Origin of the sequence: Marinilabilia rubra (genome assembly GCF_003121985.1) — a bacterium.
Lineage (GTDB): Bacteria > Bacteroidota > Bacteroidia > Bacteroidales > Marinilabiliaceae > Marinilabilia > Marinilabilia rubra.
Genome location: NZ_QEWP01000006.1, coordinates 203735 through 217623 on the forward strand (window position 1 = coordinate 203735; position 13889 = coordinate 217623).

General features: G+C 39.9%; 12 protein-coding genes. 2 read left to right on the forward strand and 10 right to left on the reverse strand.

Features of this window, described 5'->3' with window-relative positions; genetic code table 11:
* Positions 1 to 196 precede the first annotated feature (196 nt).
* The 7 genes from DDZ16_RS09570 to DDZ16_RS09605 all read right to left on the reverse strand — a co-directional run bounded on the left by DDZ16_RS09570 (position 197) and on the right by DDZ16_RS09605 (position 6800).
* Positions 197 to 787 carry a DUF4377 domain-containing protein gene (locus tag DDZ16_RS09570; protein WP_158275642.1) on the reverse strand — a complete coding sequence of 197 codons (591 nt, stop codon included), beginning with the start codon at positions 785 to 787 and terminating at the stop codon, positions 197 to 199.
* A gap of 183 nt (positions 788 to 970) precedes the next feature.
* The gene (locus DDZ16_RS09575; protein ID WP_109264227.1) at positions 971 to 2629 is read right to left on the reverse strand and encodes a S41 family peptidase; all 1659 of its coding nucleotides are present in this window, start codon (positions 2627 to 2629) and stop codon (positions 971 to 973) included.
* Between the two features lie 166 nt (positions 2630 to 2795).
* On the reverse strand, positions 2796 to 3749 hold the full coding sequence (locus tag DDZ16_RS09580; RefSeq protein WP_109264228.1) for a calcium/sodium antiporter: 954 nt from the start codon (positions 3747 to 3749) through the stop codon (positions 2796 to 2798).
* A 77-nt stretch (positions 3750 to 3826) separates the two neighbouring features.
* A complete protein-coding gene (locus DDZ16_RS09585; RefSeq protein WP_146192225.1) occupies positions 3827 to 4234 on the reverse strand; it encodes a hypothetical protein in 408 nt (135 codons plus the stop codon).
* Between the two features lie 253 nt (positions 4235 to 4487).
* On the reverse strand, positions 4488 to 5036 hold the full coding sequence (locus DDZ16_RS09595) for a dihydrofolate reductase family protein (RefSeq protein WP_109264231.1): 549 nt from the start codon (positions 5034 to 5036) through the stop codon (positions 4488 to 4490).
* A gap of 250 nt (positions 5037 to 5286) precedes the next feature.
* The gene (locus tag DDZ16_RS09600; RefSeq protein ID WP_109264232.1) at positions 5287 to 6300 is read right to left on the reverse strand and encodes a hypothetical protein; all 1014 of its coding nucleotides are present in this window, start codon (positions 6298 to 6300) and stop codon (positions 5287 to 5289) included.
* A 2-nt stretch (positions 6301 to 6302) separates the two neighbouring features.
* A complete protein-coding gene (locus DDZ16_RS09605; RefSeq protein WP_109264233.1) occupies positions 6303 to 6800 on the reverse strand; it encodes a hypothetical protein in 498 nt (165 codons plus the stop codon).
* A gap of 518 nt (positions 6801 to 7318) precedes the next feature.
* On the opposite strand from DDZ16_RS09605, the gene DDZ16_RS09610 reads away from it, so the two are divergent.
* Together DDZ16_RS09610 and DDZ16_RS09615 are read left to right on the forward strand one after the other, a co-directional pair.
* Positions 7319 to 9151: an FAD-binding oxidoreductase gene (locus tag DDZ16_RS09610; protein ID WP_109264234.1), complete on the forward strand. Its 1833-nt coding sequence runs from the start codon at positions 7319 to 7321 to the stop codon at positions 9149 to 9151.
* Positions 9152 to 9436: 285 nt separating this feature from the next.
* Positions 9437 to 10618 (forward strand): SDR family oxidoreductase, encoded by a 1182-nt coding sequence (locus tag DDZ16_RS09615; RefSeq protein WP_109264235.1) that lies wholly within the window; start codon positions 9437 to 9439, stop codon positions 10616 to 10618.
* 717 nt (positions 10619 to 11335) lie between these two features.
* Here DDZ16_RS09615 and DDZ16_RS09625 read toward each other — a convergent pair.
* From DDZ16_RS09625 to rpiA, 3 genes are all read right to left on the reverse strand, one after another.
* A complete protein-coding gene (locus DDZ16_RS09625) occupies positions 11336 to 12046 on the reverse strand; it encodes a hypothetical protein (RefSeq protein WP_109264237.1) in 711 nt (236 codons plus the stop codon).
* Positions 12047 to 12134: 88 nt separating this feature from the next.
* Complete coding sequence (locus DDZ16_RS09630; protein ID WP_109264238.1) at positions 12135 to 13070, reverse strand: alpha/beta hydrolase; 936 nt, start codon at positions 13068 to 13070, stop codon at positions 12135 to 12137.
* 39 nt (positions 13071 to 13109) lie between these two features.
* Positions 13110 to 13787: a ribose-5-phosphate isomerase RpiA gene (gene rpiA / locus DDZ16_RS09635; protein WP_109264239.1), complete on the reverse strand. Its 678-nt coding sequence runs from the start codon at positions 13785 to 13787 to the stop codon at positions 13110 to 13112.
* Positions 13788 to 13889 lie beyond the last annotated feature (102 nt).

A 13889-nucleotide genomic window follows, 5' to 3' on the forward strand; every position in this document is an offset into this window, starting at 1 on the left:
CTCATTTGCCCATTATTCATTTAGCTCTAACTTGTCTCTCATCCATCGGAATCAGGAATTAAAGGACTTTTATTAAGCAATACCTCTAAATAACAGATATTTATAACGGAGAATGTACCCGTTGATGAATTAAAAAACCCGCCACTAGAAAAGCAACGGGAATACTCTGTTAGAAGGAGTAGAAGTAATTGAAAAACTATTCCCCAAAAACTTCCAGGCCCACCAAACAAATGGATTGATCATCCATATGAGAAAAAGTTCCTCTAAGGCCGTGTTGATTTTCAATACTCTCTTCAAGCGTATTATAAAACTCTCCGGCTTCGATTACTGTTTCCCCCATTAAGGTGTAGTGCGACTCTTCATTTTTTTCCACAAGGGATTCAAATCCATTGGTATAATTAATGGCAATTGTTAATTGAAAAGTAGCATTTTCTGGTGCCCTGGTCTTTGAAATGACTCTTTCACATGCATATTCAACTCCGGGATTGTCTATCAACGTTTCATCAATTTCATTCTTAATAACTGCGATTTCATAAACATACCCAAGCTCATAATCAAATCCGGAGATAGTATTCAGCAAAGGATGCCAGATTTCACTTCCTATCTCTTCCCCTTCCTGGATAAGATAGGCAAGTCCTTTAAAATATTCCTCATTATTAACGGGTTGTTGATAGTGGTTAATGCGCATTTTAACATAACCGGGCTCCTCATTATTTTTCTCTTTTCCGCATGATGCAAAAACAAATGCAATTATAGCAGCAACAAAAAATAAAACCTTTCTTTTCATGTTCATTGTCATTTGGGATTCAGTGTATTGATGAAAAAAGAATAAAAAGGTTGCTTCATAATCTTAAGATAATTCATGCGAACATAATACCGAAAAGAGCTTTTTCAACAGGAAAGTAAACATCTTCAATTATTCTCAAAAAGCGAGATCAATGTAACTAAAGGATTTTATTCGATCGTCGGATTATTCTTCCAGGATTGCTTTAACCATTTTCACATATGTGTCTTTGCCGGTTATGACATCAATGGGTTTAATTGTAACCGGGTAGTCTACGGGAAAAGGTTCACAAAATGTAAATCCGCTTACTGCCGTCTCAAAGGTCGTTCGGGGAATATTCACTACCATTCCGGAATTTGGCAAAGTAACCTTCATACTGAAATCATTGCATGAAAAGGAACTTCCAGGTTCCTCTCCAATAAATATCGCATTGGTATTAAATTTTAGCAGTGATATCAAATGACCAGTCGTAGACAGGCAACCTCCATTTATCAGAACAAAGACTTTTCCCGAAAACCTCTTCCTGCTTGGCTGCATTGTGTTATAGAGAGGCTCAAAATCTTTAATCTCCTCATTCATTTTAAAATAAACAAAATCTTTGTCTGTAAGATAAGAAAACAGCTGCGCCGCAAAAATTGGATGTCCGCCTGAATTATCCCGTATATCAAGAATCAGGTTTTGTGTATTGGTATTTTTTAAATCACCAAATACACTATCCAACTGAAAGAAAAAACGCTCCATATCCTTCAGTGCAAAGGATCTTATTTTTAGCAGCCCAAGGGGGCGGTTGTTGAGATAGGAAAAATCTACCAGGTTTTGATTCTGACCTTTAGCCCCGGCTGAGTCAAGATCAGCTAAGCGGATCGCAGATAAAATTTTGTATTTAATGGCTCCCTTAGCATGAAACTTAATTTTAAATTCATCTGAATGGTCTATGAAATAAAACAGTTTGTTAAATCTTTTATTTAAGTCATGATACTTTGTTGTTGTATTACAGCCTTCTGAGGGAATATAGAAAAACATTCGTTTAATAATTTGATCAACGGGTTTATCATTTATGCTCAGCACCTCACTCCCCGGATTTATGGAGGAGTCGTTGTATAAGATCCCTGACAGATAAAAGGCTCTCCCATCTTTAAAAAATAAACGTAATGGAAAGTGATTTCCAAACTCATTGATAAAGCTCTGATATTTTGATGGCAGCTTTACCCCGGTGTGACTGCATCCTACCGCATTGGTCAACTTCGAAGTTTGAAAATAAAAATTCTCCAACGTAAGGGCTGAATTAATTTCATTGTTAATCGTGTCAAATAGCAGATTGAAAGAATCTTTTGGGGTAAAAGTATATAAGCTGGGATGATGTTTTTTTAAACTGTTGTAAAGAAAATGCAGGTCAGTCCTCAGTTTTTCTGCATCTGTTTTTTCCTCTTTTAAAAGTATGAACTCCTCAAGACGTGCTTTACCGCTTCGTTTTCTATTTAATCGAATGGCATGTTTCGATCCATCCGGAAAAACAAACTGTCCTGAAAGTTTGGTATTCAGGTCATTGAAACTTCCTTCGAATGATGTTTCCTTAGCGGGAACATAAAAAGTTATTTTGCTATTGGTCAGCTCAATAGCCTCAATCCTGTCATACTGAATTTGATTATCACCAGCAAACATTTTCAGATTGCCTTCCATCTGGTTTTCATCACCAGCACTGAACTCTATTATTGCAAGGAAGTCCTCCATAAAGACTCCTTCCCAGGTTCCAATTAAATGAAATTGACCTTTTCCGGTTTGAATCGAAAGCAGGAAAATAAAAACACTTAACAAACTGATTAAAAATAAGGAATGCTTTTTCATGACCTTTACCCCTTTTTTAACAATACTATACGGGCCTATTGCCTTGTGCGTGCTTAGTTTCCCAAATAATAAATTGTGTAAGTACCTGCAAAACACAACCAATATGATCAATTGTTAATTTAAGACTTCATCAGAAGAAAAGGCAAGTGAAAAAACAAAAAAGAATCTAAAGCTCCTTCATCACCAAATATACCATATAAGACAAATAGAAAACAAAAAGGAAGGCTGCCTCCCAACGATCCAGCGTCTTCCGTTGTCCGGTAAGCATGGAAGTCAACAAAAACAAAGTACCTCCTATCAGGATGAATAAATCGGTATCAAACTTTGGGGTATAAACAACAGGATTAACCAGACTGCTTAATCCGAGAATCAAAAGAATATTAAAGACATTGGAGCCTATCACGTTTCCGATGGCAATGTCACTGTTCTTTTTTAGAGCAGCCACAACAGAAGTAACCAATTCGGGCAAAGAAGTGCCGGCAGCCACAATGGTTAAGCCAATGATTTTTTCACTGACCCCAAATTTGGCAGCTACCGCAACGCTATTGTCTACCACCAAACGTCCGCCAATGACCAATCCGGCTAATCCCAGGACAATCAAGCCCCAAATATTTAAGGCTGCCTTTTCTTTCTTTTCAGTGGGGGCTTTGGTCTCACTTTTCAATTGAGTAAAAACGTAATACAAAAAGAGCATAAACAGAACCAAAAGCACAAGCCCCTCAACAAGACTAAGCATGGTCCTGTCCCCTCCTGAAAAACCGTAAAACAGCAATAAAAGAAGCACAGATACTCCCAGTGAAATGGGAATTTCACGCCAGGCAGTGGTTGACGCAACTTTGATGGGGAATATCATGCCCGATAAACCCAGAACAAGAAATAAATTGAAGTTATTGCTGCCCAGGATGTTTCCCAGAACAATATCTGAATACCCGTTTGATGAGGCTATGATGTTAACGACCATTTCAGGCGCAGAAGTGCCAAATGCAACAATGGTCAGTCCAATAACCAAATCGGAAACTTTATATTTCCTGGCCAGCGATGAGGCACCCTCCACCATCCAGTTGGCGCCAAATATTAGGAGGGTAAAGCCCATAACTATCAAAAACACTGATATCATCATATCTATAAGATGGTTAGTTTTTTAGATTTAAGACCTAAGAAAAACCAAGTTTTTTGAACTTCTGCATTTCAAACTTTTCATTGAACCGTAAATTGTTTCTTCAAAAAACTTCCATCCGGCAGTTTAACCTTAAGGGTATAATCCCCTTTTTCGTGAATTTGACAGCTTAGCGCTTCATTATCCAGGTAAACCATTACATCCGCACAAACATCATCACTGGTATTCAATTCACCCCAGGTTTCGACCACAATATCATTGCCCTCTCTTTCAGTTTCGAAGTGAGAAAACCGGTAACAGCCGTTGATTCCAATCGTTCCCGAAAATACAATATCAAAAGGCTCATTAACGGTAATGTCCTCTGGCAAAAAAATGCTCTCAACTTCAATCAAAAAAGATTCATAATTAGCTACACGCTTATCGTCACAAGCGCACAAAAGCAACATGACCAAACAGAACTCTATTATAGTTGAATTTAAAGTTTTCATAGCAAATCGTTTAAAATGGCTTAAGTTCATAGTTGCGTGTTTTGGGGGGCCAAACCTTAACAATGGAAGATCAGGTGCGGCGGATTCTTTCTGGGAGTACCAGGGATGCCCTTTTTACTTTCAATATGGTGACTTTGTCCTTTCGTGGCCTTTCATTAGGCAATCTCTAAGTACAATAACGCATTTTTAAACTACAGCCTTTATATTTTCCATCTTTCTGGTTATAATATGCTCTGTCAATCAATGGTTGCGTTTAAGGTTTTTGATTTGGTTTTCCTCTGTAAATTAAATTAACCACCCCCGTTTCAAAGGTTTCAGCGTTCTCCAATTCAAAAAGGGTCTCTTTGGGGGCATCTGGGAACAAGGGAATCCCCCGGCCCAGTATGGTCGGGATAATGCTCAATAGCATTTCATCGATTAGCCCCAGGTTCAGAAAAGCGGTGATAATCTTTCCACCGCCAACCACCCAGATGTTACTTTTGCTTTTGCCCTTAACCGGTTCAATGGTTTTCTTTTTCAGTCGATTCAGAACAGAGGTGTTTGGGGTTTTTACCTCGTAGAATTCGTCGCTGGTGACAACATAGGTTTGACAATCGGGATAAGGCCACTCCACACCAAATCCCAGAATCTCTTCGTATGTAGTTCGTCCCATAATGACCGTATCAATCTCTTTGTAGAAATCGGCATATCCATGATCGGTTTGCCCAGGATTGGGGATGGCATAGAGCCAATCGAGTGCCCCATCCTCACGGGCTATGTACCCATCGATAGAGGTGGCGATGAAGAGTTTAATTTTCGTCATAAGCCCCGGCCTTTAAGTAGAAGCGCTGAAAAACTCATATTTCAATAACTATTAAAACTTAAAATAACGTCAACAACTCTTTAATTGTAAAGATATTTCACATCACACTCGCTTTTCTTTAAACTTGATTATTTAAAAATTACTAATCAAAAGAACAAAATTTACTTCACCCCCCGAAACTTGAAGGATTTCATTACTCGCTCGATTGGCCGGCCTGTAAATTTTGCCATTTTGAATTATTCAGAAGGCCCTATTTATCCTTGATTTGATTAAGGTATTTTTTTATTTCTTTGTTGAACCTCCTGGCAATTAAAGCATTTACGATAATCCTTTTCAAGCTTAAATGAAGAAGCATCAACAATGATATAGTGGCCGGGATTGCATAAACGAGAAAAGTCAGAATTCCTTCATTAAATCCGAATTTCCCCAAAAAATCAAAAGATAATTGATTGTTGGCTAAAACAAACTCAATAAAGAGTTCTATTAATGCAAGGAAAGTAACTATCGAATAGTAATATATCAGATAAAGCAAAAATTTACTGCGTAAGATCTGGATCGGATTTTGAATATCCAAAATAATAGCTCTTAATACCCCAAATATTCGATTGTTAATCAACTGATAGAATCCTTTAATGTCTGACCCGGCAACGGAAATAAGGTCATTTTTCCATTTCCCAAGAAGTAAAACAGCCTTCTTGAAAATCTTTAGATTAATTGCAGATATTTCGAGGTTGGTACTTTCTAAATTTTTGTCTCCCTGATCAATTAAATCAATATATCGATACAACCTTGAGAGTTGTAGTTCTATTTCTTCCGAACTTCTTCCGGAGCAAAGAAATGAAGTCTTTGCCACATTGAACTGAAAACCAAACTTGAAGATATTTGAAAGGTGCGTAGAAAAAGCCTTTATTTTGGTTTCATAAATCCTTTTTAATACAAAAATCTCCTTAACCACTACTTCCGGAGAACCTCCGTTCTCAATTTTTTCGAGATGTTGTTTAAGATATTTATTCTCCGCGGAGAAAATTGATGTATGGTTGCAGAAAATCTCATGGGTTATTAAAAAATCCCTGATTCTATCAGACAATGAATATTTCCCTGAAAATCCGGGAACCCCTAACTCAGATAACGAAATGGTTTCATATAACATCCCAAGGGTATATCCAAGTCTCCAAACACTGTATGTTTCATCAAACTGAACATAACTGGAGGTTTTGGAACTTTTTTGCCTGTTAAAGACACTTTGGAAAAAGGGATATGGCATAACTAATAATTTGTATCCAGAGCTAATTTTATCTCAACATTTTTTAGAGTTACGTGTCGAAAGGCAGGAACAATAAAAAGATCAAAAATGCGAAACGGCCTCTTATATTTCATGCTGATAATTATCTCTCTTCCTGAGTAACTGTTCTCCGTTAATGAGTATCCATGGAGCCTTTTACAGCCAAAGAACAAAGTATCCCTTCCCATTCGCCTCATTTCGCTGGCATTATCAATGACTCTGGAAATAGAATCCGGATAAAATGTCGTTTTGAGAAAAACTAACTTTATGGAATCTTGAGAAAATTCTGCTAATTTAAGCTTTATTAGCTCCTGTTCGGTGGTGTCCTTTATGGCAATTGTAACATCTTCAAAAGCCGAACTTAGAGTGTCGAAACTAATTTCTATACTATCTGCATAAGCTGAACACCATGGGCCATCCTGCTGAGAGAAAGCCCCAAAGGACAATGCAAAGAAAAAAGCTATAGCAGCTATTGTTTTCATTATCAAGGCAATTAAAGATTAGAGTTAAAAAAGAACATCTATCCCCTCTTGCATAAAAAGTATATCAGGATGAAACGTCAGCTTTCCAAAACAAAAAGGAAGCTGGAGTTATTATCTTAAATTTAGCTAATAACCGGACCTTTTGTCAACAAACAATCAGATTTATAAGAATTAGATTAACTTTAAAGAAGATTCATAATTTGGTTCACGCTCATCCTCACAGGCGCCCAAAAGCAACATCACCAAACAGGAACCAATTCCAGTTGAACTCAAAGTTTTCATAGCTAATCTTTTATATTTTCTATCGTGCTGGTTACAGGATGCTCAATCTGAAGATGGTTGCTTTTAAAAATGGTTGATTACCCCCTGGCTTAATCGCTTTTGATTTCCCAAGTTAGTAACATAATCAAAATAAATCGATTGAAAATCTCTATATTTGAGAATAACCGTCACATAAATGGGAAAAGCCATAAGGCACCGCTTTACTAAATCCATTTGTCAGACCAAAACAGACTACTATGCATGAACCATTAAACACCGCCAAAAACTGTCGCCATTACGCCATGTGCAAAATCGATTTCCTGGGAAGCGGGGTTTGTGCATCGGGCCCGGAAAAGCACTATGTAAGTTTTTATCCACAGGGACGAATGGATTTGTATGCAGCCCTGGCAGAAGGAAAAGTTCCGGTCACCGAAAAGTGCCTGGAGATAGCTGACACCTGCGACCTTTGCGGCAAATGTGATTATCAGTGTTACTTTGTTACTGAGTTGCGCCCTACCAAAGCCATGGAAGCTCTCAAAGATTATGTGGCAGATCATCTTGAAAAAAGCGGAGAGGTGGTTAAAGAAGAAGTTGATGAAGTACTCAAAGAGTTGAAAAAAATTGTGGGGGATTTCTGGGCCACCTCCGACAGGGCCATTGCAGTGACTTACTCACACGACCCGTCACCGGTAGCTGAACCCACCATGCCCGACTATGTGATAATGCCCGAAACCCGGGAAGAGGTCTCAGCCATCGTAAAACTTTTAAACCTCCATGATATTCCTTTTGCAGTAAGAGGAAACGGATCGAGCGTAATGGGATTTGTCATGAGCTCAGGAGCAGTTCTTGACATGAACCGGATGAAAACCATCGAATTTGATGAAAAAAACTGGCTGGTGAAAACAGGGGCCGGAGTAACGGCTTTTGACCTTCAGAAGTCTGCTCAGGAAAGAGGCTACAGAGTAAATGCTGCCGAGCCCTCAGCATTGGTATGCGCCAACATCATGTGCTCGGGAATCTTTTCTTTGTTCTCGGCGTCTTACGGCACAGCTGCCGATAATTACATCGATGCGGAGTTTGTATCCAAAGATGGCACTCCCTTCAAGCTGAGCGATAAGGATGCACCCAATCTTTTCGCCTTTAATCCTTCTGATGGTACGATCCCGGCTATTTGCACTTCAGCAAGCATCAGACTGCACCCCGTCACCGGTGACGAAGAAGGCATTTTGATTCCTTTTGCCACGATGGACGAGGCTCTGGACTTCTCCAAAGAGTGCGCCACGCACCGCATTGGAATGGCCATTGGTGTTTTAGGAGGCGAGTACTTATCCACCTTCATGGCTCCTACCAAAAAGCTGGCTTGGGAAATCAAAAATACTTTCCAAAAAGAGTTAGGAATTGAGTATCTGGTATTGGTCATCGGTGGAAAGTACGACATCAAAACCATTCAAAACATGGAGCTTCCCACCATTGATCAGGAACTGTTTAAAGCTTTGTACCTGGGAATGCCCTCGCTTCGATCGGCCAATTGGCTTTCGCTGTTGAAGGAAATGTCGGACGACGAACCATTTTCTTACTTGAAATTAAATGGATTTACCGACCTCTCCGAAACAGCCCTCTCCCCCTCGCCCGAACAGTTGGCTAAGGAAGTGGATCCGGAGTTGCAGTCTTTTTTCAAGAAGCTGTTTGACAAACCCGAAATGACAGACCTGGTATGGCTGAATATGTTCAGAATCATCAGTTCTCGCATGGGGCGTGAAAAGCATGTGGTGGCCCTGATCATCTATCTGCCCATTGACAACGCCTTAATTGCCGAAATTGATGGGGAGTTCAGACGAATTGCCGAAAAGCATCAGATTAAAAATGACTATGGTTTCATCACGCCTCTGGATAATGGAAAGCGTTGTGTTTTTGAATACGATTACTACCTCGACCAAAACGACCCTGATGAAATTGCCCATATGCAACAAGCCCTTGGAGAAGCGGCAATGATGATTGAAGGATATGTGAAAAAGACAGGTACGGTAAAGTCCATTTTCCAACTTTTCACCCAGGGATTCTGTCGAAAAGAAAATTTTCTTTACAGTTAGAATACAAAACAGATTGTTAGACGAATAGACAAAAGATTTAAGATAAATGCTATAAGTTTCAATACTCCGTTAAACTTTTGTAATTTACAAGCATAATTACTTTAAATAAATGGTTATTAGCACCATATAGTGCGTCTTAAAATCTTACCTGACTGCCGTCAGGCAGGTATCTAAGAATTTAATGATCTATTGTAAAGTTGATAACCTGCATTTTACCCCACATACCTTTACCTAAGGTTAACGGAGCACTGATTACTTAAAACACTAACGCTCAAATTTATTTTAATGCATCCACATAATACCCCTACCATCGCTCTCACCGGGGCCACCGGCTTTTTAGGAAGTCACCTGATGGCTGCCTTGCTCGAAAAAGGCTACCACGTTATTGCTTTAGGCCGGTCGACGGATGATGCTACGCTTTCTCAAAGAATTGCCAACATCTTAAAATGGTTTGGCAAAGAGGTCCCAACAGGCAGGCTGGATACGATAGAGATTAACTTCTCTCAGGAGGCACTTGGGCTGGATCGGCCGAAATACAAGGAATTGTGCCAGGCGTCCGATCAAATGATTCACTGTGCTTCTGACACCAGTTTCTCGGAACGCCGGCGCCAGCAGGTATTTGATTCCAATGTACACAGCTTAAACCATATCCTGAAGTTTGCGGCTGATGCCCGCCTTCAGTTTTTTCATTACATCAGCACAGCCTATGCCTGCGGAATGAACGGGACGGCTTGCAAAGAGCAGCTGCCCAACACCACTGATTTTGTCAATGTGTATGAAGAGAGCAAGGCTCAGGCCGAAAAGAATATTGCCACATTTTGTGAAGAGAACGCCATCCCTCATACCATCATCCGCCCCACGATCGTTTATGGCGATTCACGAACCGGTCGCTCGCTTAAATTCAATGCGCTTTATTATCCCATACGTTCGCTTATGGCCATCAGGGACATCTATCTCAACGACATTAAAAACAATGGCGGAAAGAAATCACAAATGCATGGTATAAAAATGGATGAGGATGGCTACTTGTTTTTACCCTTAAAGATAGTGCTGCCTAAATCGGGGGGACTTAATCTTATTCCCATAGACTATTTTGTTAATGCTGCCCTTCAAATCATCCAAAATCCCGGCACCGGGGAGATCTATCATATTTCCAACAAAACCCCCGTAAAACTGGATGAAATTGTCAATTACAACGAACCATTTATGAAAGTGAAAGGGGTGGAGATTGTATATGACGATTCTCCCGAAAACTATGACCGCAACCCGGCAGAGGAGTTGTTCGACCGTTACATTAAGGCGTATCTGCCTTATATGCACGACAACCGGGTGTTCGACAGAACCAACACCGACAGGGCTACCTCTGATCTTCAGCCGGCAGCTTTTAACCACGACATTTTTGTAAGATGCATGAATTATGCGGTGAAGATGGAATGGGGTGAGAAGTTGAAGAGGCTGGGGATTTGATATGCTCTTTTACGATCTGAATTCATTCTGTCGAAAGTACGACACACTCGGCGTCGAAACCCATTTTATCCGATTTGCTATAAATATGGTAGCCCTTCAGGCTCCTTTCTTTATATTCAAATTGTCTCTATTTTAAGGCGGGCTGAAAAACGCCTATTTTACTAACTATTAAACACTTAAAGCTTGTTGCCGAGATAATAGGTGCAAGGTTTTTTCACAACATTCTCAAATTTCTTTGCACTTATATATAAAAACCCGGCTAATCAAAAGAACAAAATTTACTTCACCGCCCCAATCTCGAAGTATTTCAATACTCCTTCGATTGGGCGGCTTGTAAATTCTGCTCTTTTGACTTTTTCAGCAGGCCCTATTTTAAGAAACCTTGAAATCCCAATAATCCTGAGAATTTTAAATTATACCCTTGTGCTTGCTTTCCTGATGATAAAATTTTGCGAGAGAACTTTTTAAGAATGTCACCGGGGCCCTGCAAGGGTCCAACCTCGATAACCCCGGGTTTCAACCCGGGGACAAGCGGTCCGAAAAAGAGGATCCTCGAAGAGGGCCAACCCTTAATATGCTGAATTTTTTTGTTACAAAATTCCGTCAATGGCTCCCCAAGCTTTTAGAAAGAAATCTAAATTCATTAACCAAGTACAATTATTCCAAATCGTTTCTACCTATAAGAACCTCTATCTGGTCCGTGTATTATGGCTGAATCTATCTCCCTTTATAACCCTCTATTACCTTAATCATTTCATTGAGTTGCTTCATCCCAAAACCCTCAATACCTGTCTGGTTGGCGAGTTTTAGAAATAATGGAAGATCGTTGTTGTTTTTTATTTTCTTAATCTCTCCTTTTACACCCTCCAATTCTTTGAGGCTTTCCATCTGGATGTACAGATCGGTGTAGGCTTTAAAATTGTTGGTCGTCGGGGCATCAAAATTAGACACAAACATGCCCAGGTAGTGACTTAGATACCCTTTAGGATATTTGCCAAACAACTCATTGGCAACTGAATGATCGAATGAAAATTCAAAATCTTTTGCAATACACTCAAAGGTTTCATCCTTGAGGAAAAGAATAAAATGTCTGAGTCCTTTGGTTTTTACCGAGGGGTTGATCAATACCTCATCATCAGGGAAATTCTTTTCCCATTTGGAGTTCTTCAGTTCATAGAATTCTCCCAATGGCAACTGATCATTGCTATTTTTAAATTGTCCTTTATGGAACTCTTCTTCAGTGGTCCCCAGGCGATACTTGCACACATCCTTAAACTCCAGCGTCCCTTTTTCCCCTTCATCAATGTGTTCAAAATCCAAAGAGTTAAGGTCAAATGTCAACCTGATTCCATCCTCTTCTTCCATGATCTCCGGCCGGGGTGAATTAGGTTCTGCTTTCCAGTTGGTATTGAGTTTTTTGTATTTCATTTTTTCGTGTAGATATGAATGATTTGAGCTCTAAGATAATAACCTTTTTCCAGAATGATTTTGAGTGGGACTGTGAGAGAAATCCTTTCTATTCCTTAATAAACTCCGCCAACGATTCTATTAACCCCTCCTTCAATGGCAAGTCAGGATTGTTGTAAGTTTGGATGTTCTTCTGTCTGTCGGCTTCCGCATCTTTAAGAATGTGGTTCATTCCTTCAACAATTAGCTTCTCGGCATTATCATTGGCTTTTGCCAGTTTTTCTGCATCCGAAATGCTTGTTTGAATATCGGTGGTTCCCTGAACTATTAAAATTGGCTTGTCTAATTTGGCAATCTCCTCCTGAGGATTGTACTTAAACCACAAAATCATATATGGCTGAACACTTGGTCTGAATAGTGAATACAGCATCTGGGGAACGCTGTCTACCATCTCTCCTTTTTCTAACTGCTCAATAATAGGCAACGAAGGATTTAAAACCATCGGAGGTTGATTCTTCAACTGTTCTCTTAACAAGTCACCTGCAGGAATTCCACCACCTTCAAGAGAAATAAACTTTGCAACCTCCCTTTTTTGAGACGCTATCATCCCAATTAAAGATCCTTCGCTGTGCCCAATAATTATTATCTCTGAAAACCTTGAATCCTCATCAATTAAATCTACCCAGGCTTTTGCATCATCAACAAAGTTATCAAATCGAATATTTGCTTCTTCCGGCCCGGCATCTCTGCTTTGGGCAATTCCCCGTTTATCGTATCTCACTGATGCAATGTTTTTACCGGCTAACCCTTCAGCCAGCATCTTCAAAGAATTGTTGGTCATCATCGGGTTGTTGCCGTTTCGGTCGGTCGGTCCCGAGCCTGCAATGATTAAAGCTACCGGTATTTTACCCGATGAAGAGGGGAACCACAATGTGCCTTCAATATTTCCGGTAGGGGTTTCCAGTGTAACAGGTTCTTCTTCGGTCTGTGCAACAATATTTGAACATATAACCAGAAGTAGAAGGGCAGAAGTAAAAAGTTTCATAATTGACTTATTTGAGGGTTGTTGATAACACATGCTTTATTATTCAGATTTTTTCAGGGTTTCTATATTCCCGTTTTTATACCCCACCAGAACCCTGGGTGCCAGATTTATAAACAATCCATTATCTACAACTCCGGGAATCATATTAAGCTGTTGGTGGAGTTCCTGGGGATGAGAGATATTTCCAAACTCGCAATCCAGAATAAAATTGCCATTGTCGGTCCGGTACCTGTGATTCTCATCGCTCATCCGTATTTCGGACTTACACCCCAATTCTTCCACCTTCTTTTTTGTGAGGCTCAGTGCAAAGGGAACCACCTCAACCGGCAAAGGAAACGTCCCCAAATGCTTCACCTTCTTGGTTTCATCTACTATGATAATTAACTGCTGACAAGCATTGGCCACAATTTTCTCTCTCAGCAAGGCTCCCCCACCCCCCTTTATCAGGTTTAAACCTGGATCCACCTCATCAGCGCCATCTACCGTCACATCGATCTGATCTATTTCTTCAAAATTTACAATGGGTATCTCAAGTTCTTTGGCCAATACTTCTGATTCCACAGAGGTTGCCACAGCTTTTATTTCCAGACCGTCTTCAACCATTTGTCCCAGCTTTTTTATAAACCAGTGAGCAGTAGTACCTGAGCCAAGACCAACCACCATTCCGTCCTGAATATATTTTACAGCAGATTCGGCAACGATCTTTTTTACATTCATAGTTTCGGTTGTTTTTTGGCTTTGCGTTTAAACACATTAGTTCGTTAAAAAAAGCCTAAACGCAAAGACGCGATGACGCAAAGTTTATATTATCAGAAATTT

Excerpts from the sequence above, each read along its gene's own strand:
- DDZ16_RS09585 (WP_146192225.1), bottom strand. The coding sequence starts at position 4,234 with ATGAAAACTTTAAATTCAACTATAATAGAGTTCTGTTTGGTCATGTTG.
- DDZ16_RS09600 (WP_109264232.1), bottom strand. The coding sequence starts at position 6,300 with ATGCCATATCCCTTTTTCCAAAGTGTCTTTAACAGGCAAAAAAGTTCC.
- DDZ16_RS09610 (WP_109264234.1), top strand. The coding sequence starts at position 7,319 with ATGCATGAACCATTAAACACCGCCAAAAACTGTCGCCATTACGCCATG.
- DDZ16_RS09580 (WP_109264228.1), bottom strand. The coding sequence starts at position 3,749 with ATGATGATATCAGTGTTTTTGATAGTTATGGGCTTTACCCTCCTAATA.
- DDZ16_RS09605 (WP_109264233.1), bottom strand. The coding sequence starts at position 6,800 with ATGAAAACAATAGCTGCTATAGCTTTTTTCTTTGCATTGTCCTTTGGG.
- DDZ16_RS09625 (WP_109264237.1), bottom strand. The coding sequence starts at position 12,046 with ATGAAATACAAAAAACTCAATACCAACTGGAAAGCAGAACCTAATTCA.
- rpiA (WP_109264239.1), bottom strand. The coding sequence starts at position 13,787 with ATGAATGTAAAAAAGATCGTTGCCGAATCTGCTGTAAAATATATTCAG.
- DDZ16_RS09575 (WP_109264227.1), bottom strand. The coding sequence starts at position 2,629 with ATGAAAAAGCATTCCTTATTTTTAATCAGTTTGTTAAGTGTTTTTATT.
- DDZ16_RS09570 (WP_158275642.1), bottom strand. The coding sequence starts at position 787 with ATGAAAAGAAAGGTTTTATTTTTTGTTGCTGCTATAATTGCATTTGTT.
- DDZ16_RS09615 (WP_109264235.1), top strand. The coding sequence starts at position 9,437 with ATGCATCCACATAATACCCCTACCATCGCTCTCACCGGGGCCACCGGC.
- DDZ16_RS09595 (WP_109264231.1), bottom strand. The coding sequence starts at position 5,036 with ATGACGAAAATTAAACTCTTCATCGCCACCTCTATCGATGGGTACATA.
- DDZ16_RS09630 (WP_109264238.1), bottom strand. The coding sequence starts at position 13,070 with ATGAAACTTTTTACTTCTGCCCTTCTACTTCTGGTTATATGTTCAAAT.